Annotated in this window: 19 protein-coding genes; 9 read left to right on the top strand and 10 right to left on the bottom strand. The window is 37.3% G+C overall.

Annotated features, from left to right (window positions below):
• Positions 1-741: 741 nt before the first annotated feature.
• The 4 genes from F6K40_RS03345 to F6K40_RS03360 all read left to right on the top strand — a co-directional run bounded on the left by F6K40_RS03345 (position 742) and on the right by F6K40_RS03360 (position 5,949).
• Entirely contained in the window at positions 742-1,128 is a 387-nt protein-coding gene (locus F6K40_RS03345; protein ID WP_293131376.1) for a hypothetical protein, read from the top strand.
• A gap of 541 nt (positions 1,129-1,669) precedes the next feature.
• Positions 1,670-2,143, top strand: a complete 474-nt coding sequence (locus F6K40_RS03350) for a PEP-CTERM sorting domain-containing protein (RefSeq protein ID WP_293131378.1) — start codon at positions 1,670-1,672, stop codon at positions 2,141-2,143.
• A gap of 494 nt (positions 2,144-2,637) precedes the next feature.
• Positions 2,638-4,656, top strand: coding sequence for a magnesium chelatase ATPase subunit D (gene bchD / locus F6K40_RS03355; protein ID WP_293131381.1), 2,019 nt, complete (start codon positions 2,638-2,640; stop codon positions 4,654-4,656).
• Positions 4,657-5,076: 420 nt separating this feature from the next.
• Positions 5,077-5,949 carry an NAD(P)-dependent oxidoreductase gene (locus F6K40_RS03360; protein WP_293131384.1) on the top strand — a complete coding sequence of 291 codons (873 nt, stop codon included), beginning with the start codon at positions 5,077-5,079 and terminating at the stop codon, positions 5,947-5,949.
• Positions 5,950-6,114: 165 nt separating this feature from the next.
• Here F6K40_RS03360 and F6K40_RS03365 read toward each other — a convergent pair whose 3' ends face one another.
• From F6K40_RS03365 to fabI, 10 genes are all read right to left on the bottom strand, one after another.
• A complete protein-coding gene (locus tag F6K40_RS03365; RefSeq protein ID WP_293131387.1) occupies positions 6,115-7,218 on the bottom strand; it encodes an AAA family ATPase in 1,104 nt (367 codons plus the stop codon).
• The gene (locus F6K40_RS03370) at positions 7,215-9,641 is read right to left on the bottom strand and encodes a hypothetical protein (RefSeq protein WP_293131390.1); all 2,427 of its coding nucleotides are present in this window, start codon (positions 9,639-9,641) and stop codon (positions 7,215-7,217) included. The genes F6K40_RS03365 and F6K40_RS03370 overlap by 4 nt, the downstream gene beginning before the upstream one ends.
• A 14-nt stretch (positions 9,642-9,655) precedes the next feature.
• The gene (locus F6K40_RS03375) at positions 9,656-11,251 is read right to left on the bottom strand and encodes an NACHT domain-containing protein (RefSeq protein WP_293131393.1); all 1,596 of its coding nucleotides are present in this window, start codon (positions 11,249-11,251) and stop codon (positions 9,656-9,658) included.
• A gap of 167 nt (positions 11,252-11,418) precedes the next feature.
• Positions 11,419-11,610 carry a PIN domain-containing protein gene (locus tag F6K40_RS03380; RefSeq protein WP_365669993.1) on the bottom strand — a complete coding sequence of 64 codons (192 nt, stop codon included), beginning with the start codon at positions 11,608-11,610 and terminating at the stop codon, positions 11,419-11,421.
• 6 nt (positions 11,611-11,616) lie between these two features.
• A complete protein-coding gene (locus tag F6K40_RS03385; RefSeq protein ID WP_293131396.1) occupies positions 11,617-11,826 on the bottom strand; it encodes a PIN domain-containing protein in 210 nt (69 codons plus the stop codon).
• 8 nt (positions 11,827-11,834) lie between these two features.
• On the bottom strand, positions 11,835-12,104 hold the full coding sequence (locus F6K40_RS03390; protein WP_293131399.1) for a hypothetical protein: 270 nt from the start codon (positions 12,102-12,104) through the stop codon (positions 11,835-11,837).
• An 85-nt stretch (positions 12,105-12,189) separates the two neighbouring features.
• Positions 12,190-13,158, bottom strand: a complete 969-nt coding sequence (locus F6K40_RS03395) for an Rpn family recombination-promoting nuclease/putative transposase (protein WP_293131402.1) — start codon at positions 13,156-13,158, stop codon at positions 12,190-12,192.
• 182 nt (positions 13,159-13,340) lie between these two features.
• On the bottom strand, positions 13,341-13,973 hold the full coding sequence (locus F6K40_RS03400) for a type I restriction endonuclease (protein WP_293131405.1): 633 nt from the start codon (positions 13,971-13,973) through the stop codon (positions 13,341-13,343).
• Positions 13,974-14,471: 498 nt separating this feature from the next.
• Positions 14,472-15,113 carry an imidazoleglycerol-phosphate dehydratase HisB gene (gene hisB, locus F6K40_RS03405; protein WP_293131408.1) on the bottom strand — a complete coding sequence of 214 codons (642 nt, stop codon included), beginning with the start codon at positions 15,111-15,113 and terminating at the stop codon, positions 14,472-14,474.
• 560 nt (positions 15,114-15,673) lie between these two features.
• Positions 15,674-16,450 carry an enoyl-ACP reductase FabI gene (gene fabI / locus F6K40_RS03410; RefSeq protein ID WP_293131466.1) on the bottom strand — a complete coding sequence of 259 codons (777 nt, stop codon included), beginning with the start codon at positions 16,448-16,450 and terminating at the stop codon, positions 15,674-15,676.
• Positions 16,451-16,773: 323 nt separating this feature from the next.
• Here fabI and ntcA point away from each other — a divergent pair, with 323 nt between their 5' ends.
• The 5 genes from ntcA to cutA all read left to right on the top strand — a co-directional run bounded on the left by ntcA (position 16,774) and on the right by cutA (position 21,848).
• Positions 16,774-17,439 carry a global nitrogen regulator NtcA gene (gene ntcA / locus F6K40_RS03415; RefSeq protein WP_483143761.1) on the top strand — a complete coding sequence of 222 codons (666 nt, stop codon included), beginning with the start codon at positions 16,774-16,776 and terminating at the stop codon, positions 17,437-17,439.
• Positions 17,440-18,137: 698 nt separating this feature from the next.
• On the top strand, positions 18,138-18,770 hold the full coding sequence (locus tag F6K40_RS03420; protein ID WP_293131410.1) for a DUF3084 domain-containing protein: 633 nt from the start codon (positions 18,138-18,140) through the stop codon (positions 18,768-18,770).
• Between the two features lie 988 nt (positions 18,771-19,758).
• The gene (locus tag F6K40_RS03425; protein ID WP_293131411.1) at positions 19,759-20,178 is read left to right on the top strand and encodes a pre-16S rRNA-processing nuclease YqgF; all 420 of its coding nucleotides are present in this window, start codon (positions 19,759-19,761) and stop codon (positions 20,176-20,178) included.
• 421 nt (positions 20,179-20,599) lie between these two features.
• On the top strand, positions 20,600-21,460 hold the full coding sequence (locus F6K40_RS03430) for a pentapeptide repeat-containing protein (protein ID WP_293131413.1): 861 nt from the start codon (positions 20,600-20,602) through the stop codon (positions 21,458-21,460).
• 64 nt (positions 21,461-21,524) lie between these two features.
• Entirely contained in the window at positions 21,525-21,848 is a 324-nt protein-coding gene (gene cutA / locus F6K40_RS03435) for a divalent-cation tolerance protein CutA (protein ID WP_293131415.1), read from the top strand.
• Positions 21,849-22,364: the final 516 nt, after the last annotated feature.

Genomic DNA, 22,364 nt, shown 5'->3' on the forward strand with positions numbered 1-22,364 from the left:
CGTGCCAAATCACCTGTGATATCATGTCCGGTAGCATCGGTATTGTATAGAGAAGTTCAATAATTAATAATTAATAATTGAAGCCTATCTTCCTCCAAAAATAAAAGCCCCTTGGCCAATATTGACTAAGGGACAAATAACTATCAGGGTGCATCTACATATTTATAGTATAACCCCAATAGGGGGTATAACCCATCAAACAATTGTAAAAAAATATAACTTTAAATTAAAAAAGCGGTCAGCAGTCAGCAGTAAACGTTTAGAAGGGGACTATTACCCCTCCGCGCACCTTCCGGTTTATAGAACCCATTTGGGATCTATGATTGGTCTGTGTGGTCTGTGTGGTCCGTTTGGTCCGTGTGGTCTGTACAGGACTCAAAAAATGTAGGGTTGTAAATATTCTAGCTCAGACAATGAATGAGCAATGCCTACACAAGCGCTCCCCTACTCCCCTACTCCCCCCTCACAGGGGTAGGTTTTTTACTTTCGGGTTGGGACAAGACTTGGAGGACAAGGAAGACAAGGAGACAAGGGAGGAAAACAGTACAAAATTCTGTTCGGTTGTCAAAAATTAAAGATGCTGAAAAGCCCAGTTTTTCCTAAAAAATCTTCCTTGTCTACTGGTCTACTTTCCTCCCTTGTCTTATCTTCACCGAAATATTAAAAACCTACCCTTGTGAGCCTACTTCCCCAGGGTCAATTTATTGTCACGCCTAGAAAAAGGTAGGAGAGGGTGGGGAAGTGTGGTCCGTGTGGCAGGTGTCGTCCGTGTGGGAGAAAAGTCCGCTTTTATTCATACAGCTTGCTCCTGCCCATCCTGCCCATCCTGCCCATCCTGCCCATCCTGCCCATCCTGCCCATCCTGCCCATTCTCCCCATCCTGCCCATCCTGCCCATCCTGCCCATCCTGCCCATCCTGCCCATCCTGCCCATTCTCCCCATCCTGCCCATCCTGCCCATCCTGCCCATTCTCCCCATCCTCTCCCTAAATATTCTCTGGCGACAAAGAATGAGCAATGCCCTACTCCCCTACTCCCTTTTTGGGTTCACTATGGCCAAAAAATCACTCTGATAATTCTTCCTCCTGCCTTCTCGCTCCGATACCCATTCCTCCTGTACGGGCGTTAACGATAGTTATGCGAAGCAAACGGCCGGAAATCCCCTATGACTCCTGACTCCCGCCCTCACCCATAAGACTTTTTCAGCAAACCCTAGATAAAAAAAAGCCCCTCAACCAAAATTGGCTAAAGGACTATGACTATCAGGGTGCATCTACTAAACGTAGTGTAACACCAATGAGGGGTATTACCCCTTATTTTTAGTTTAAACTATCAAATGTTACTTATAAATATAAATTATATTTTGCGAAGATTTTTACTGTATTTGATTTATAAATTGAAAGTTAAAGAGTTTAATCATAATCATTTGTAGCTAAAACTTAAAGACAAACAGAAAATTTGCCAGTTAAGGCGATCGCTAACTTTAACAAGGACTAAAGAGATTTGTCGTAATTTAGTTCTGTATTAGACCGTAAAATAAAAATCTTTGTTATCGTAAAACCATACTATGGGGTAATTACATCGAAGATAAGACAATGAAAAGCATCTACCAAAAATTAGTCCTTGCTAGTAGTTGAGTAGCTATCAGCTTAAGTTCCTTAACAGTAGCTATGCCTGCTCAAGCAGTATTAATGAGATATGATTTTCCTGTCACAAATATTGACGGAGGTATTCACGATAGTACGACTGGATCGGGGTATTTTACTTTTGATTCTGAGGGTGAAGAACTTGATATTGACTCTGGCGAAGTAATTAAACAAGTATTGGATTTTGAGTTTAATTGGTTAGGGCAAACCTTTGGAGTAGAAACATTAGACTTTGAGGATGATGGAGATGGTGTTTTATTTGCAAATGGAAAATTTCAAGGTTTAGATTGGACTTTGGATGATGCAAATTTGTCTTGGGACTTATTTGAGAATGAGTTTGAATATACAGATTTGAGTGGTTTTCCCAATGTTTCAGGTTATGGTGAAGTTAGTTATGAGAAACAAATATCTGATGTTCCTGAACCAGGGGTGGTTATGGGTTTAGGTTTAGTAGGTTTGGGATTTTGCCTGAATAAAAAGAAATTATCCCATCTTTAAAATTTAGTAAGAAAAATATTTGACCATTTTTTGAATTCAAAATTAAAAATTCAAAGTTCAAAATTTTTGGTTCATTCCTTAATTTGAATAATTGTTTAATTAAGAATTCAAGCCTCCTTCTTCTTTTTGAATTCAAAATTAAAAATTCAAAGTTCAAAATTTTTGGTTCATTCCTTAATTTGAATAATTGTTTAATTAAGGATTCAAGCGACGTTCTTCAAAGAGTGAAAAAATCAAAAATATTTTCCTGATTTCCAGTCTCTGACTTTCCTGCTGAATGCGGAGCAAACAGGCAGAGGTTATAATGAGCGAATTAATAATTTTTAATGCGTGAATTGATTTGACTATCAAGTTTCTAGAAATGCATAACAATAATAATTAGGGTGGGCATCTTGCTCACCTTTTTTCATCAAAAAAGTTGATCTGAAGCCTCCACATTTAGATATGTCCCATTAATTGATATGCTAAAAAGCAAGAGTTAAACTATTCAAACTATGCCTGTCGTTAACCCTCCCACTATCATCAACTTTCCCCTAGCTGCCGTAGTTGGACAAGAAGCAATAAAAATGGCCTTATTGTTAGCAGCGGTCGATCCAGGATTAGGAGGAGTGGCCATTGCTGGCCGTCGTGGGACTGCTAAATCTGTAATGGCCAGAGCTATACATTCCCTTTTACCTCCGATTGAAATTGTCAAAGGTTCTATTAGCAACTGTAATCCTAACTATCCTGAAGAATGGGATGAAGAACTTTTGGAACAGCATTCTAACGCCACAACAGAAGAAATACCTACAGAAGTGATACCTGCACCTTTTATTCAAGTTCCCCTGGGAGTAACAGAAGATAGACTCTTGGGTTCAGTGGATGTAGAAAAGTCAGTCAAACAGGGAGAAACGGTATTTCAACCAGGATTATTAGCTTCTGCTCACCGAGGGGTATTATATGTAGATGAAATTAATCTGCTTGATGATAATATTGCTAATCTATTACTGACGGTTTTGACAGAAGGGAAAAATCAGATAGAGCGGGAGGGTATTAGTTTTCAACATCCTTGTAAACCTCTATTTATTGCAACCTATAATCCTGAAGAGGGGCCGTTACGAGAACATTTGCTCGATAGGATAGCGATCGCTCTGTCAGCAGATATGGTTTTAGGTTTAGATCAACGAGTAGAAGCAGTGGAACAAGCTTTAGGTTATGCTAATTCTCCTCAAGCTTTTCTGGAAAGGTACACTGAAGATATTGATAATCTCAAAACTCAGATTTTGTTGGCGAGGGAATGGGTAAAAGATGTGGTTATTACCCACGAACAAATAGTCTATTTAGTAGAAGAAGCAGTTCGTGGAGGAGTGCAAGGACATCGGGCAGAACTTTTTGCGGTGCGAGTTGCTAGAGCATCAGCAGCACTAGACGGACGCACAACTGTTAATGCTGATGACTTGCGTCGAGCAGTGGAGTTAGTTATTGTACCGCGAGCAACAATAGTGCAAACTCCCCCCGAAGAGGAACAACAACCGCCACCACCACCGCCTCCTCCTCCAGAAGATCAGTCGGAACAGGAACAAGAGGAAGAGGAAGATCAGGAAAACCCGGAACCTCCAGAGGAGGAAGAGGCAAGTATTCCTGAAGAATTTTTGTTCGATCCGGAGGGAGTGGTATTAGATGATAGTGTGCTGATGTTTGCTCAAACGGCAAACCGTCAGGGTAAATCTGGTAGTAGGAGTATGATTTTTTCTGAAGATCGGGGGCGTTATGTGAAACCAATGTTGCCTAAAGGTAAGGTGCGACGTATTGCTGTGGATGCGACTTTGCGATCTGCTGCTCCTTATCAAAAGTCTAGAAGAGAACGTCAACCGAACCGCAAAGTTATTGTGGAACCGAGTGATATGCGGGCGAAACGGTTGGCAAGAAAGGCGGGTGCTTTGGTGGTGTTTGTGGTTGATGCTTCAGGTTCGATGGCGTTGAACCGGATGCAGTCGGCAAAGGGTGCGGTGATGCAGTTGTTGACGGAGGCGTATCAGAGTCGCGATCAGGTTTCGTTAATTCCGTTTCGGGGAGAACAAGCGGAGGTGTTGTTACCGCCGACTCGTTCTATAACTTCTGCCAGACGACGTTTGGAAAAAATGCCTTGTGGTGGAGGTTCGCCTTTAGCTCATGGTTTGACTCAAGCTGTGAGAGTTGGTGTGAATGCCAAGCAGTCTGGTGATGTGGGGCAAGTGGTTATTGTGGCTATTACTGATGGGCGGGGGAATATTCCGTTGGCGCGTTCGTTGGGTGAACCGATGTTGGATGATGAGAAACCGAATATTAAGGAGGAGTTGTTGGAAATAGCTGGTAAAATTCGGGGTTTGGGTATTCAGTTGTTGATGATAGATACTGAGAATAAGTTTGTTTCGACTGGGTTTGCGAAGGAGTTGGCGAAGCAGTCGGGTGGGAAGTATTATCATTTACCGAAGGCGACAGATCAAGCGATCGCTGCTATGACTCAGAATGCGTTGAAGGATGCTATTGGGTAATTTCAGTTATCAGTTATCAGTTATCAGTTATCAGTGACAGCTTGAAAATTTGATGATTATACTGAGAAACTAATGCAATATTGCTGCCGGAGATGCAGGAGCAGAATAGGAGTCAGGAGTCAGGAGGTAAGAATTTATTAGGACTGATATCATGTCAGGATAATCAGTGATAAAAAAACCTTTTCCCTTTTAACCTTTTTTTTCCTTCTGCCTTACCTCCTCCAAAGTGTAAGTATTCAACCAGACATGATATAATATCAAATCCGGTAGCATCGGTGTTATTCAGCATTTAAAGATAAGAATCTATATTGTAGGGGCGAATGGCATTCGCCCTTAACCATTCTATGACGACGACAGAATTATATTACTCCAAAGCCAACGGATTTGATATAAAATATAAAAAATCAGAGGAAATAACTAATGAAAATTGGATTTTTAGGTACAGGTTTAATGGGTTTACCAATGGCTCAAAAACTGTTAGAAGCTAATCATATTGTAACTGCTTATAATCGGACTCAATCTAAATTAGAACCTTTACAAAAAGCAGGTGCAAAAATAGCTAATTCTCCCTTAGAAGCTATTCAAAATTCAGAATGTTTAATCTTGATGTTGACTAATGCTGAAGCGATTCAAAATGTACTTTTATCTGACAGTTCAAAAGCAGAATTATCTGGTCGTACAGTAATTCAAATGGGAACTATTTCTCCTACAGAAAGTAAGGAAATTAGAGATGAAGTTGTGGCTTGTGGTGGAGAATATTTAGAAGCTCCTGTTTTAGGCAGTATTCCACAGGTAAAGTCTGGAAGTTTAATTGTTATGGTGGGAGCTTCGCCAGAACAATATGAAAAATGGTCTGGTTTATTAAAAATATTTAGTTCCGAACCGTTACATATTGGTACAGTGGGTAAAGGTGCTGCAATTAAGTTAGCAATGAATCAATTAATTGGCTCTTTAACAACAGCTTTTGCACTGAGTTTAGGATTAATAATTCGGGAAGGAATAGATGTAGAAATGTTTATGCAAATTGTTCGAGATAGTGCTTTATATGCTCCAACATTTGATAAAAAATTACAACGGATGTTGGATAAAAATTACGAAAATCCTAATTTCCCAGCCAAGCATTTATTAAAAGATACAAATATATTTATTAATGCAGCAGAATCGGTAGGACTTGATGTAAGTCTTCAAGAAGGAGTGCGTCAAGTTTTAGAGAAAACTATTGAATTAGGTTTATCAGATTTAGATTATTCTGCTTTATTTTCAGCGGTTATATCGTCTGCAGTTGAAGAGTGATAATTAGAGCTTCGTAGGCGTAGGTTGGGTTGAGGTGCTCACACGGATTATGCCACGGATATACGGATTAAGAGGTATAACGGAGCTTGCTTTGCGTAAGAGTAACCCAACAATAGTAAGCTTTTGTTGGGTTTCACTGTCGTTCAACCCAACCTACATTTTGAGCTACAAACAAACACGCAAAAAGTTACGAAAACTCCAATGATACAGACTATAACAGATTTCTCCCCCAATTTCTTGCCAATGTAAAAATTCTAGCCAAGTTTCCAGAACTTCTTCTACATCATATTCGTCGGTATCTATGGATTCGGCGATCGCTTCCACAGATACTTCTTCTTGCTCGACTAATACTCTCAGCACACCTAACTCAATTTCTGACAAACCATCACCAACCATTTTTTGCCACAAACCCTGATAATATTCCTCTAAACCAGAAGGAATATCCCGCCATTTCCGATCCCCCCCTTCCAAAGGGGGGTTAGGGGGGATTCCACCCAAAACCCGACTCAAATACATAAAATTATTCCCACTCTCAGCTACCAACTCCCGACAAAATTCTGCTTCACTCTGATAATTTTCAGCAACCCAGGATTTAATATTTGCTCCCACTTCGGGAATTGCCAAATAATGCTGAATGTATGCTCGTGCATCTGCCTGGTTTTGTTCTGGGAATTGTTCTAAGTTCAGGGTTTCCGCAGGAGTTTCAATTAATAAACCAGATTTTGCTCTCAAAAATGGTCTGCGCGCGAGGAGGAAATAGACTTGTTTCGGCAAATATCTCGGCAAGTAGAATATATTGGAGTCTCGTGGTTGACTTTGGCGATCGAGGTTGTCGCATCCATCCACAACTACGATCAATTTTTCCTCTGCTGTGAGGTTGTCGCTAATTTTCTGGAGCAATAGAGATAGATACCAACTGCCTTCGGTAACGTTGTCGGGAAGGGTGGGGTTTTGGTGGTCTATTTTTTGGATGAGTTGGGTGCATAAGGTGATGAGAAATTCGTCAGCGCGGTTTTTGCCCTCAACTTCCGCAGTGTAATAAACAGTTTGGGGGTTTTGGATGGTGTAGTTGGCGAGGATGGCACTTTTACCGCTACCGGGGGAACCGATGAGGGTAAAGTAACCGTGGTTGTGGTTTTGGAGGAAATTGTTGATGGTGGTAGAGATGAGGGAGCGATCGACATAATTCTCGGTTTTTTGTCGAATGTATTGTTGAAATATTGTTGGGTAGGGGGTGGTTGGAGTTAGAAGTTGAGGTTGGTTGTTCATGGTTGTGTCTCCATTCCTTCGAGGCGGAGGAAATGTAAGTTTCCTGAGCGTTCCCCTGCAACAATAGTCATCCCATCTGGTGTAACAGCACAGCAATTTACATTACTATCTCCTGTCAAACTGGCAATTTCTGTCCTTGTTTCGAGACACCAGACTTTGATAGTATTGTCATTTGAACCAGAAATCACTCGCTTACCATCAGGGGTGACTGCTAACGCTCTTACCGAGCTGATATGGCCAGTAAGGGTATGAATTTCGACCCCAGTTTCCAGACACCAGACTTTGATAGTATTGTCAGATGAAGCATAAATTAATTGCTTGCCATCAGGGGTTACTGCTACAGCATTTACCCCATTGCCATCTGTGAGGTTCTGAGCTTCAGATCCTGTTTCCAGAAGACCACTCTTTAAAGCCAAACCTAGCAACCTTTTCACAAGAGTTTTTAAATTAGCGTAAATTAATTGCTTGCCATCAAGGGTTACTGCTACAGCATTTACCCCATTGCCATCTGTGAGGGTCTGAGCTTCAGCTCCTGTTTCCAGAAGACCACTCTTTAAAGCCAAACTTAGCAACCTTTTCACAAGAGTTTTAGGTGAATTATTAGACATCTCCAAAATATCTAGACTCCAGACTTTGATAGTATTGTCTCTTGAACCAGAAATCACTTGTTTGCTATCAGGGGTTACTGCTACAGCATATACATAGTCTCTATGACCTTTAAAAGTATGAATTTTGCTTCCAGTTTCGATGTCCCAGACTTTGATAGTATCGTCTCTTGAACCAGAAATCACTTGTTTGCCATCAGGAGTTACTGCTACAGCATCTACATAGTGTATATGATTTTTAAGAGTATGAATTTCGGTTCCAGTTTCGATATCCCACACTTTGATAGTATTGTCCCATGAACCGGAAATCACTCGCTTGCCATCGGGGGTTACTGCTATAGCCATTACATAGCTGCTATGACCTTTAAAAGTATGAATTTCGGTTCTAGTTTCGATGTCCCACACTTTGATAGTATTTTCAGATGAACCGGAAACCAATTGCTTACCATCAGGGGTGACTGCTACAGCATATACAGAGTCTCTATCACCTTTAAGAGTTTGAATTTCGGTTCTAGTTTCGATGCTCCAGACTTTGATAGTTTCGTTCATTGAAGCAGAAATCACTTGCTTGCCATCAAGGGTTACTGCCATAGCTATTATCCCTTCGTTATGACCTTTAAGAGTTTGAATTTCGGTTCTAGTTTCGATGTTCCAGACCTTGATAGTATTGTCATATGAAGCGGAAATTACTTCCTTGCCATCAGGAGTGATTGCTACAGCTCCTACGATATGGCTATGACCTTTGAGGGTAAAAATTTCTGCTCCAGTTTTAATGTTCCAGACCTTGATAGTATTGTCAGATGAACCGGAAATTACTTGCTTGCTATCGGGGGTGACTGCTACAGCATTTACCTTCTTCCTATGACCTTTTAAAGTATGAATTTTTGCCCCAGTTTTGAGACTCCAGACTTTGATAGTTTTGTCAGATGAACCAGAAATCACTTGCTTGCCATCGGGGGTGACTGCTATAGCCATTACATAGCTGCTATGACCAGGAAAGGTATGAATTTCAGCCCCAGTTTCCAGACTCCAAACTTTGATGGTATTGTCAAATAATGAACCGGAAATTACTTGCTTGCCATCGGGGGTGACTGCTACAGCATATGCATAGTTGCGATGACCAGTAAAGGTATGAATTTTTGCCCCAGTTTCCAGACTCCAAACTTTGATGGTTCTGTCAGATGAACTGGAAATCACTTGCTTACCATCAGGGGTAACTGCTACAGCTATTACTGAGTCTCTATGACCTTTTAAAGTATGAATTTCAGCCCCAGTTTCCAGACTCCAAACTTTGATGGTTCTGTCAGATGAACTGGAAATCACTTGCTTACCATCAGGGGTAACTGCTACAGCTATTACTGAGTCTCTATGACCTTTGAGGGTACGGATTAACGGCCCACCTGGAGGCGTTAAGCTTGTTGTCAAAGGTCGCAACCAAATACTTTGTTTATTCTGTTTTGCTTCTAATAGTAATTCCTGAATTTCTGGTTTGCGAAAATGCTGCATCCGCCCCCATAACTGTTCTGCCAGTTGGTCTCCATTTTTTTCCAAAATATGTGCCGACAATCGCAACGCTCCTTGAATTAATTTCAAAGTTTTAACTTTCTCATTGTCACCCTCAATCAGATCGTAATCTTCAATTAACGCTTGCACCCCAAATTCAGGATGTTGCACCTTTGCTGCCAGGAAATCAAAATTAGTCAGGAGTTTGTAATACTTTTCTAATTCACCTGACTTTACCAGAGTCTGAATATTACCAAGAAAACTACGCTTCTTAGCAGGCGATCGTGATGCCAAAATTTCAGCAATTTTTCCCACAATATTACTCCTTTCTAAATATCTGAATAATCACTCGCCATCCGTTCATTCACTTCCTCAAACAACCTACGGGTACTATCCAACTTCCTTTTTCCCTTAAGAAAATCAAGAAAACTTGCATGATAGATGCTGTAGCAAATTTCCCCCTCAACTTCCTGCTTACTCAAAAATTCCACCCACTCCTTTAGAACATCTTCCACATCAGACTCATCCTGTTGCGCAAATTCAGCAATCATTTCCAAACTAGGCAAAGTACGACTTTCCACCAAAATAAACAAAACAATAACCTTATTTTCCAGAGGTTTATCCTCCATTCCCATCCGCACCCAATGTTGTTGATAATAATCTTGCAAACCATCAGGCAACTCCCTCAAACTCAAATCTGAATAAAAACCCTTAGCAATATCCGGTAACACATAACGCAGATACATGAAATTATTTTCACTCTTGTCTGCCACCTGCTCAACAAAATCTACCTTTTGAATATCCCGCTCCTGCACCCAGTTTTGCAACTCAACCCCATCGTCTGAGTCTGCATTCAACATAAAACCGATATATCTTTTCACATCATTCCGACTCAAATCCTGATTTTCCTTCACCCTCAAATCTAATTCCCTCATTCCCACCCCAGGAGAAACATTCAAACGTTTATTCTCACGTTCATAAGGTCGCCTAGTCAAGAAAAAATAAACGCCATCGGGCAACGTCGTCGGAAAATCCAGAATATTACCGCCTCCAGTTTGCTCCACCTCATCCAAAGCATCAACCACAATCACCAACTTTTGCCCCCCAAGATTTTCACTAACCTTTTGCAGCAAAGCAGACAAATTATCCTGATTAGGATTTTGCAACTCGTAGCGCTTCATCAATTGTTTGCTGATACTCTTGAGAAAAAAGTCTGGTTTATTACGACCATCAGCACGAACATTAAAATGACAAGGAAACTTATGGTCATAAACATATTTAGCAGCAATAGCAGTTTTGCCCATCCCCGCATCCCCAACCACAGTAAAATAACCATTAGGGTTGCCTTTGATAAAATTCCCAAATTCCTCAAACACAAATTCCCGACCACAAAAAGCCTTAATTTTTTCCATAATTAAAGACTTAAATTCCGCCGGATATTCATCAAAATTCCAATCTGGATATTCGTCTAAATTCAATTCTGGATAAAGCTTAAACTTTGAAGATTTAGTCCGCTTCGCCACACGAATAAAAGCTCGACCAAACTCTTCTAATTCCGACTGAATATCAATCTTTGATTCTTTTATTTCATTCCCCAAAGTATTCCAGTCCTTAAGTTCCCAGTTCAGAAATTTATTAACTTCATTCAAGAAACTAATAGGAGAATTATTAGTATAAGCACTCCAAAAAGCATTTTTTATTTCCTTCTCCCGAAAAAGTTTAAGAATTGGCTCATCCTTACCCACGCCATATTCCACCAAAGCATAAACATAAACCTGATCAACATTGTCAGAAGGTTGTGGGGGATCAAGTTTTAATTCCTTTAAAATTTTGACAACAATTTCTTGTCGTTGAGCTAAATTGACTGCTTGAGGAACAGCAGATTTACTAACATTAATAATCGTTTTAACAACATTATCTAACATAAATTAGACCTCAATAAAAATTTTTCCTATGACTCACCAAGAATTGAAATGCTTGGCTAAAAGCTTAAGTCATCTTTAGATGAATAAATTATCTATACCGTCTTTTTGTATTGTAGCTAATTAATCAACCCGATCTAAATCCTATTTGTGTTTAAGTATATTGATTTTCAGGTAGGTGGAATAGGTGGAATAACACTCACATAAGAATAGTTAAGTATTTTCTGATCTACCGTCACTATAGAACAATTAGATAATCTTGCCGTTGCGACAATTATTCTATCTGCTGAATCTTTGTGAAAATTACCAGGCAGTGATTGAGCATCAACCACAATTTCAGGAGTAATAGAAATAAGAATAATTCCTTCTTATGCTAATGCAATTTTAAACCATTCTTGAATGGGTAAAGGAAGAATTATTCTTCCTACTTTAACAAGTCTTGCTATTTCAATAAGACTGATAGTAGAAATTCCTAATCCATCTGGTCTTTCTCTCTTAATTATCTCACGATGGTAACTGGTTAGTTTAGGATCATTCTGATTCCACCAAACAAAAATATGAGTGTCTAGAACAATCATAAAACCTCTTAATAATAACTTTCCATATCCCAGTCTTCTAGAGGAATAGCTAGTTCTTGAGGATCGGCATAGTATAAATATGGCTGCTTATTTGCCAATGGATTAGGAGGATATTCCTTTTTATTTTCACTAATATTAACAACTTCAGCAAGCTTATTTTGAACAGCTTCATTTAATATTTCCGAAGCAAGTTCTTCTACAGAAACTTGTTTTTTAGCCGCTGCTTTTATCAAAAGCTCTTGAGCTTCCGGGGTAATATTAACATTCGTTTTAATCATAATCTTTTCCTCACATATAGATATAGATTAATTAATCTATTCGTAGCTTTTTCCTTGGTGGAATCCGCTATATCGTCTTTTTCTATTATTGATTAACTAACCAGTTTTCCAAATCTACTATAGTTGCTAAATCAAAAATTTCTTCCCCTAAAATATCTAATTTTTCCAGAGATAACTGCTCTATCTGAATTTGAACTTCTGGAGCTATTTCTCCAAACTTTCGGCGAATTTGACGTAAGATTTGTTTGGCTACTTGCTCTCTTCCTTCTTCCCTTCCTTCTTCCAGTCCTTCTTCCCGTCCTTCTTCCCGTCCTTCTTCCCGTCCTTCTTCCCGTCCTTCCCTTTTGGCGAAATTAATTTGTCCTTTATAATCTCTAATCAACCTTTCCTGTGTCTCTAATTCTTCTAATTCTTGATTGTTTAAATTCGCTTTATTCGCCATATTTAATGCCGCTTTTATTTCTGGTACTTCTTCTAATGAAGAGGGTATTACTTCTAATTTTGGAGCCGAACTAATAAAATATGTCCATTTATCGCTTAAAGTTTCTAATCTTGATAATTCTTTAGTGAATTTAGGTAACTCTAAAAACATTAAAGTAAATTCATCTTGGTAATTAAAAAATTCCGTATCTTCTTTCAATTTAAACTTAGTAATAATTTTCTCCGTATCCTCAAATAAAACAAAATCCACAATATTTAAAGCCAAAAAAGGAGTCAAGTTCATATAACCTTCACCAACATCACGATCTAATTGATTTCCATAAGCTTTAGCTAGGTTATAAATTACTCGTTTTTCAAAACCTTCTACATTCAATACTTGCATTTCAATAATGACTGTAGAATCATTATCTAAAACTGCTTTTATATCTAAATAAGTATCCTTGAGATTGTTAGTAACTCCAGGATTATAAGGGTTCATTATTGTTAGGTATTTAATAACATTTTGATTGTTATAAACTATGGCATTGAGAAAACTAATTAGAATGTTTTTACTGTGAATCGAACCAAATATTTTTTTAAAAGCAAAATCGGTTTTAGGACTGATAAATTTCATAATTATAGGGAGTAGGGAATAGGGATTCAAGAATTAATAATTAATAATGAATAATTAATAATTACCTCTCCTTGAAAAGAAGAGGATTGACTCAAAGGAAAGTTTTTATTTATTATCCCCTATCCAAGGGGAGGCTTTAAACCAAAATTTTTCGGTAAGGAGTAGGGAAGAGAAGGAAGGAATTAGGTTGATTGATAGCTTAAATTACCAATATTTTTGAGAGCTGCTAAAACTTGCTCCAAATCATTTTCTCTATCAATAGACAAAGCATAAGAACGACTATATATAGGAACATCTGCTTTTTGAAGTTTAACAAAAACAAACTCTCTACCATTCAGCAAAAAACCAAACTTTGGGCGATCATGTTGGGAGTTTTTCAACATATAAACTAGAGTTTGAGGTAGAGCTGCCGTAACATCAAATTTAGTCTTTTTAGATTCAATAATCAATATCCAAAATCTCTGTTGTAGAACTAAAATATCTATTCTACCTCTAACAATTAAATCATTATCTTCAGCAGAAATTTCCACAGAAGTTTCAGTTGTTATGGAAAAGGGAGATTGAAAAAATCCAGCTAAATCTAGTAAAGGAGATAAAATCACCAATTTGACTCCCTCTTCCAATAAAGGGCGACGATTAACTAAATTAAAATAGTTACTTCTAACTCTTTCTAAACTGCGTTTTTCTTCATCAGTTAAAGAAGGTAAATTGTCTTGCCATTCTCGGAAAAATTGACTATCAGTTGTTAGTTGAAGTCCGAAGTTTTCTTGTAATTCTTCTAAAGTAATATCCTGAGCTTGAATATTTTGAACCATAATATATAGCAGTTCTCATAATGGTGAGGTACAAAATTCTAGCTTTGAGAGAACAGGGAACAGGGAACAGGGAATAGGGAATAGGGAATAGGGAGTAATGAAAAGATAAAAAGATAACTGTACTTCGCTAGCTTGGGAAACGCTATAGCAATCCTAAATAGGTTGTAATATTTTATTGTAGGGGTTTGGTCTCCAAACCCTAGCCAAAGTGGGATTTGGAAACCAAACCCCTACGGTTTTTTTCACAAATCATTCCTTTGACGAAAAATGCTATTCTGACTCCTGACTCTTTTCTTCTGAGTATAGCTGTCGCGGGCAAGATGCCCGCACTACAGAGGTTTTATGATTCTCCCGACTCCTGAATTCTAAATTCTAAATTCTAAATTCAGTGAGGTATAGCTGTCGCGGGCAAGATGCCCGCACTACAGAGGTTTTATGATTCTCCCGACTCCTGAATTCTAAATTCTAAATTCTAAATTCTAAATTTTAAATTCTTAACTACAAAACACCCTTAGAACTAGGAATTTCCCCAACTCGCCTGGGGTCAATTTCTGTAGCCATCCGTAGAGAACGAGCAAAAGCCTTAAACCCTGCCTCAATAATATGATGAGAATTAATCCCCGCCAACTGCCGAATATGCAAAGTCATCAAACTATTATTAGCCAAAGCCACAAAAAATTCCCGCACCAACTGAGTATCATAAGTACCAACCCGTTGAGTCGGAATTTCCAAACCATAAGTCAAATGTGGACGACCAGAAAAATCTAAGGCCACCTGAACCAAAGCCTCATCCAAAGGAGCCAAAAAATGACCAAAACGTACAATACCCTTGCGATCGCCCAACGCCTGCCTTAAAGCCTGGCCCAAAGTAATCCCCACATCCTCATTAGTATGATGGTCATCAATTTCAATATCCCCTACCGCTTGGACTTCCAGATCGATCAGTCCATGAGAAGAAATTTGATGCAACATATGGTCTAAAAAAGGAATGCCAGTATTCGCCTTGCAATTACCCACGCCATCAAGATTAAGAGTAACTGTTACATCAGTTTCCCCAGTTGTCCGTTTCACCGAGGCAACTCTGGCAGGAAAATTAAAATTTGCTGGAGTAGATGAAGAAGGGCGATCGCTTATCTGCATAATAAAAATATAAATATAAATTTTGAACTTTAATTTTTCAGATGAAAGTAAGGGAGCAGGGAGTAGAATGTAGGGAAGAAGTTGAAAAAGTCAGAGAGTCGGGAGTAGCTAGTAATGATAGAGTAAAAAAATCGGGATAATTTATTTTCTGCTATTCCCTAACCTCAACCTACCAAACCAAACCTTAACTCGATCTGGAAACTCTACTACCCACCCACCATCTAATTACTTTCTTCACTTTTGAATTTTGAATTTTGAATTTTTACTTAATAGTAGGTTGGGTTGAGGAACAAAACCCAACAGCAACCTACCAAACCCAACCTTAACTTAACTCCATCGGGAAACTGTACTATCTAGCTACTGTCTAAATTAATTTCTTCACTTTTGAATTTTGAATTTTGAATTTTTACTTAATAGTAGGTTGGGTTGAGGAACGAAACCCAACAGCAACCTACCAAACCCAACCTTAACTTAACTCCATCGGGAAACTGTACTGTCTAGCTACTGTCTAAATTAATTTCTTCACTTTTGAATTTTGAATTTTGAATTTTGAATTCTATCTACATTCCCATAATTTCATAACCAGCATCCACATAGATAACCTGACCAGTAATTCCACTCGCCAGATCGCTACATAAAAAAGCAGCAGTATTACCAACCTCAATTTGAGTCACAGTCCGACGCAAGGGAGCTACTTCTTCCAGATGATGAATCATATCCTTAATACCACCCACTGCCGAAGAAGCCAAAGTTTTAATTGGACCAGCAGAAATAGCATTTACCCGAATATTTTTCTGGCCAAGTTCTGCTGCCAAATAACGAACATTCATTTCCAAAGCAGACTTAGCAATTCCCATCACATTATAATTAGGAATAACTCGCACGCCCCCCAAGTAAGTCAGAGTTACAATACTCCCTCCTTCAGTCATCAGTTCCTTAGCCTTTGAACTCAAATCTATTAGAGAATAAGAACTAATCTCCAAAGCACGAGTAAATCCTTCACGAGTAGTATTACTAAAATCTCCAGACAATTCCTCTTTACCAGCAAAAGCCAAACAATGAATCAAAATATCCAACTTACCCCATTTTTCGCCTATTTGGGCAAAAGTAGCCTCAACCTGTTCATCATCCTGAACATTACACGGTAAATAAAAAGAAGGACTCAAAGGTTCTGCCAATTCCCTAACCTTTTTTTCAAATCTACCTTTATCATCTGGTAGAAAGGTAACCCCTAAATTTGCCCCAGCTTGCTGAAGTTGTTGAGCAATACCCCAAGCAATAGAACGATTATTAGCAATCCCTGTCACCAGAGCATTTTTTCCGGTTAAATCTAACATAATACCTTGATTTATTGACAAAATGTAGTAAAGTAAAATTTCTGCTCAAATTAAAATTCTAAAATTTAATTTATGATGACGCTATAATACATTAAATCTTTGTCATCAAGCAAAATATCAAGATATAGCACTAATGGCCATAATTTCCAACTAAATTTCTCGGTTTCATTGTGCTAATCTATCTCAAGTATTAACAAGTAAGGTAAATCCTAAAATAGATAATAATACATTGCAACTTAATAGTATAGCCTTTGTTCAGGCTTTGAGCTATTAAAGTTAAAAGATATAAATATTTTTATATAGAGAGTGTAAGGAAATTGGTCGTGACGCATGATAGACCACTAGCATCTGTTTTCCGTAATATATCTGGTGGGTCATATCCACCAGTTGTAGAAAGTTTTGAACGGGGCAAGACAATATTTTTTCCAGGAGATCCTGCCGAGCGTGTCTACGTCTTAATTAAAGGCGCAGTTAAGCTATCCAGGGTTTATGAAGCAGGAGACGAAATTACAGTAGCTCTACTTCGGGAAAATAGTGTATTTGGGGTACTGTCTCTAATTACAGGCCATAAGTCTGACCGTTTCTACCATGCAGTGGCATTTACCCCAGTAGAATTAATATCAGTGCCAATTGACCAGGTAGAAAAAGCTCTGAGAGAAGATCCAGAACTGTCAGTCGTTTTATTGCGTGGACTATCATCTCGAATCTTACAAACAGAGATGATGATTGAGACACTGGCACACCGAGATATGGGTTCTAGACTGGTTAGTTTTTTGTTAATCCTTTGTCGAGATTTTGGAGTCCCCAGTAAAGATGGGATTACGATTGACCTAAAATTATCTCACCAAGCAATTGCAGAAGCAATTGGGTCAACAAGGGTGACAGTCACTCGTCTACTCGGAGACCTTCGGCAAGATGGAATGATATCTATTCATAAGAAGAAAATTACAGTACATAACCCAGTGGCTTTAAGTCAGCAATTTACTTGATTTTCAATTGTCAATCAATAGTTGATAAAAATATAGTCAAATATGACATATTCTTAACTTTGCAAGTTTTACCTTAACTGTGTGAACTACAACACCACGCCAGTTGCGTGATTGTCGGGACGCCCAACGCACTGGCTCCTCTAACCCATGACTAAGACGAAAGGGAACTGCTTTTTATATTCCTCTTTATTTAATTATCTCCCTGATTCAATTTCTACTTGGTCATTCTGACTGAGGCTTGGAGATATGTTCTTATATATCTAGAGGTAGCGTGTCAGTCGGTGGAATTTCACCCTATTGAACTTAGTGAATTGACTCTTAAGGCTATTTTATCTTCTATGGTTACAGACATTGTTAGATTATGTCAATATTCGCCCAAATTTCTGGAGACTATATGACTATATTTAACTACATAAAACTATATTTGTGTTTTATCTTTATGATACCAATTTCTACTGGTAAAGTAGAAAATTTCCTTGTTTTAAGGAACATTGAATAAGGAATAGGAAATAGGAAATAGAATACAAATTCAAGATAGGTGTACCTCACAATTGCTCAGAAACCCTATAAAAATTAAATAGAATATAATATAATTTTAGTAAAACAAATAAATTACTGCCTATATCTGATACTGGCTAATGGCCTAAAACAACGATCAGAAGGTAACTTCAAAATTAAACTATTACCAGCAGGCATTAATGACCGCCGGTGTTATCCTAGTATTAGCAATTTTGCTTTTAGGTGGTGTAATCGCTACTATTAGCGATCGCCTAGGTACAAAAGTAGGCAAAGCAAGACTAAGAATATTTAACCTTAGACCCCGCGATACTGCTGCATTAGTCACTATGCTCACTGGCAGTATTCTTTCAGCTTTAACCTTAGCGACTTTATTTGCAACTAGCAAACCATTAAGAAAAGGTGTTTTTAGGATAGATGAAATCCAAATCAAGCTTAATGAAACTCGCAAGGAACTGACAAAAGCTGAATTAGAAACAATTAAAATCAAGAATGAATTACAAAGATTAAAAGATGAGTTAGGGTTAGCTCTAACCCAATTAAATCAAGTTAATCAATCTTTAAAGAAAACCTTAGACCAAAAAGCTAAAACAGAAACTCAACTAACAATAATCCAAGACCAATTAAATCAAGTTGAAGCAGTAAAAGTCGATACACAAGAAGAACTAAAGCAAGTTCAAGCAGCAAAAGCTAGAACTGAAGCAGAACTTAATTTAACTCAAAATCAATTGAGCAAAATCATAGAACAAAAAGAAACACTCAGACAAGAAATTGAGCAGTTACAAATAGAGCGTCAAAAAATCTTAAAAGACTAAGTGGATAATAGTATTTTTCATTGATGTAAGTTTTAATTTAATTTAAAAATTAAATTAAATTTATAGTTAGAGATTGAATGTATCAGGAAATATAAAAAGGAGATAGGGAACACTTAACTCTTAACTGGGAATAAGGAATAGGGAATAAGGGGAAAATAATCAAGACAAATATTTGTCTGAAAAAGTCTCGGAACATAAGTATTGAATACTTCTCTATCTACCAAATTTCAATACCTTGAAGTATTACCGCTTTGAGATTTTAGCCACAAGTGATGCTCTCTTAATATTTATTTGACAAACAGTCTCTTATAGTTTTATTTGTTTCCTTTTGCCTTTTTTATCAAATCCCAAACTTTTTATCTGAGTATAATTTTCACTTTATTCACTAGCAGAAAATTCGCTCTTTTTTAATTCCTTTGTTTTCTTGATTTTCTCCTGTTTTTTGTTCTCTATTTTGATTAATTTATTTTGATTTTATGGCAGAATATTTCAGACCAATTAGGTAAAGTTTAATCTTAATCCCTGTTGTCTGTTGTCTATTAGCTACTGCTCCAAAATTCTTTCCTCCATCAAGTTGCTAACTAATATCAAATCCGCCTAATTGTACATATATCCAATTACGTCGCCATGAGTATTTGAGCATATTGATTGTGAGGTTGTTTAACCGGATTTGATATAATATAATGTAAATATTCAGTCCGACATTATGTTATATTCTCGAACCGAAAGACTGTTTGTAAAACTAAGTATTAAGGAACTTGTTTGACAACTAAATCTTAAAACTTGAATCAACTCAGGCATTGAAACCAGTCTACAGTTAGGGTGTCTAACTATTTATCTTCCTAAAGTTATAGTGAATTTATTTCTGACAAATAATTGTTTTTTCACCCATTCCCTATTCCCTGTTTCCTACTATGAGAAAAACTTTAGCAGAAAAAAAATATCAATAGATAGCATTAATCTACTCAGCAATAAAAAATATTAAAATATGATTTTAGGATTTGACCCTGGTAGTGATAAATGTGGAATTGCAATTATGGATAAAGACAAACAACTGCATTATCACCAAGTCGTAGAATCTGCAAAAATTACCACAACAATAACAAAATTAAATCAACAGTTTGATATTAACTTAATTGTGATAGGCGACCAAACCACATCCGAATTTTGGAAACAAAACCTCACAAAAATTATCTCAGAAAAAATACCAATAATAAAAATAGATGAACGTTACTCTAGTTTAGAAGCTCGCGATCGCTACTGGCAAATATATCCCCCTCAAGGACTTGTTCGTCTAATTCCACCAGGAATGCGAATCCCCCCCAAACCAATAGATGATATTGTAGCCATTATCTTAATCGAAAGATATTTAAACAGTAAATCTATATTAGACCTCTCCGGAAAATAGGGAGTAGGGAGTAGGGAGTAGGGAGTAGTGAGAAAGAATTGATTATTTCTGTACGATAATTGATTTAATTTTTGACTATCAGAGAAGTCTATTGATTAATTAATTTTAACATCACACCTAAATCAAGAAATTTTGTTATATACCTAAAAATTTATTGATTTAAATGATTTTTTTAGAAAAAGAATCTATAACAGTAGAATTCACAGTCAATCAACCTCCCAAAACATATAATAATACTTTTCCTCTCAACAAGTAACTAATTAAACCTCAAAACTATCTTTCAAGAATAACAACCTAGCAAAATGTCAAGCTATAAAAACATTTTGTAATACAATTTACTAATTCTAAATTGAGAAAGCTGTAATAAGATATTAAGTAAGACTTAATAATTTATTTATACAGATTAGGAAATTATAGAACCATGAAAGAACAAGAGCTGGTCCAGCGATACGAAGAAGGAGAAAGAGACTTTAGTGGCCTGAATTTAACTGGAGCTGACTTGAGTAGAGCAATTCTGATCGGAGTTAACTTCTCCAAGACCAATTTAACAGGAGCAAATTTAAGTAGAGCTTTTCTCACAAAAACTCAATTCAATGAAGCATTATTACATAGGGCTAACCTCAGCTTTGCCAAAATGGGTGAAACTAGAATGGCTGATGCTAACCTGATCAAAACGAATCTTAGTGGAGCTTTTCTAGTAAAATCAAAATTGCCTAGAGCAAATTTAAGTGGCGCTAATCTTACAAGTGCTAACCTTCGACAGGCTAATTTATGGAGTGCTAATCTATGCAGTGCTACTTTAGTATCTACTAATCTGCGAGAATCTAATCTCATAGGTGTTAATCTCAAATGGGCTAATATGTACGAAGCAAAACTAATGGCAGCTAGACTATTTGGTGCTCAACTTACAGGAGTTAATTTTAGAAGAGCTTACCTAAATGGAATAGATTTAAGTGCAGCAGACTTGAATGGAGTTAACTTTAGTGAAGCAAAGTTAAATGGAGTAAATTTGGAAGGGGCAAACCTACTGGCAACCAACTTTAGCAGAGCTTTAATGCGAAATATCAAATTAAATGGAGCAGATCTAACAGGGGCCAATTTAACAGAAGCTAATTTAGTCAGAGCAAATTTGAATTGGAGTAAACTTTATCAAGCTGACTTGAGTGAAGCTGACTTGAGTGAAGCAACATTTATTGGCGCAAATCTAGAAAAAGCAGAATTAGTTAATACAATTTTACCACCATCAACAAAATTGTATTTTAGTTTTGCTAGTGCTATATAATTCGGCTTTTGATTAAATTCAATATAAATCAACTAAAAACTCAAAGAAAATTCAAAATGAAATTATGAGTGTAACTAATTATGGTGTTGTTTTCGTAAATGTTACTTCTCTAGATGAAGCTAAGGCAATTGCAAAATCTTTAGTAGAATCAAAATTAGCAGCTTGTGTAAATATCTTTCCAGTTCACTCAATTTATAATTGGAAAGGAGAGCTATGTTCAGAAGATTCCTATAATTTATTAATTAAGACAAACTTAGATAAGTTTGACATCCTAGAATCAAAATTAAGAGAATTACATTCTGACGAAGTACCAGAAATAATTGCTTTACCAATCGTCTCAGGTTATGCTCCTTATATGCAGTGGATGGCTGAACAAATTAAGGGTTAAGTTGAAAAAAATATGACTTACATAAAGTTTGAAAATATTTATATTTTAAGGAGGAAAGGGATATTATAACCTGGTGATAGACTAATAAGTACCATTACAAAATTGTTTAGATACCCTAATTTGACGTGAGGCATGGCAATATCAGTGATCATGAAAAACTCAGACGTCTTAGTAATGAAACTTTAGGGGTTCTTCAGGAAAAGAGTAATTCTGGCGGGGGTAAATAATTAGGGAAAAACTCAGACGTCTGAGTTTATTAATCAGATTTTCGGGTCTTCAGGAAAAGAGTAATTCTGGCAAGGGTAAATCATCAAGGGAAAACTCAGACGTCTGAGTAATCAGACTCGGGTGCTTCAGAAAAAAAGTAATTCTGGCAAGGGTAAATCATCAGGGGAAAACTCAGACGTCTTAGTTTAGTCATCAGATTTTCGGGGGTGCTTCAGAAAAAGAATAATTCTGGCAAGGGTAAATCATCAGGGAAAAACTCAGACGTCTGAGTAATTAGACTCGGGTGCT

The sequence above is a fragment of the Okeania sp. SIO3I5 genome (assembly GCF_010672085.1).
In the GTDB taxonomy this organism is placed as follows: Bacteria; Cyanobacteriota; Cyanobacteriia; order Cyanobacteriales; family Microcoleaceae; genus Trichodesmium.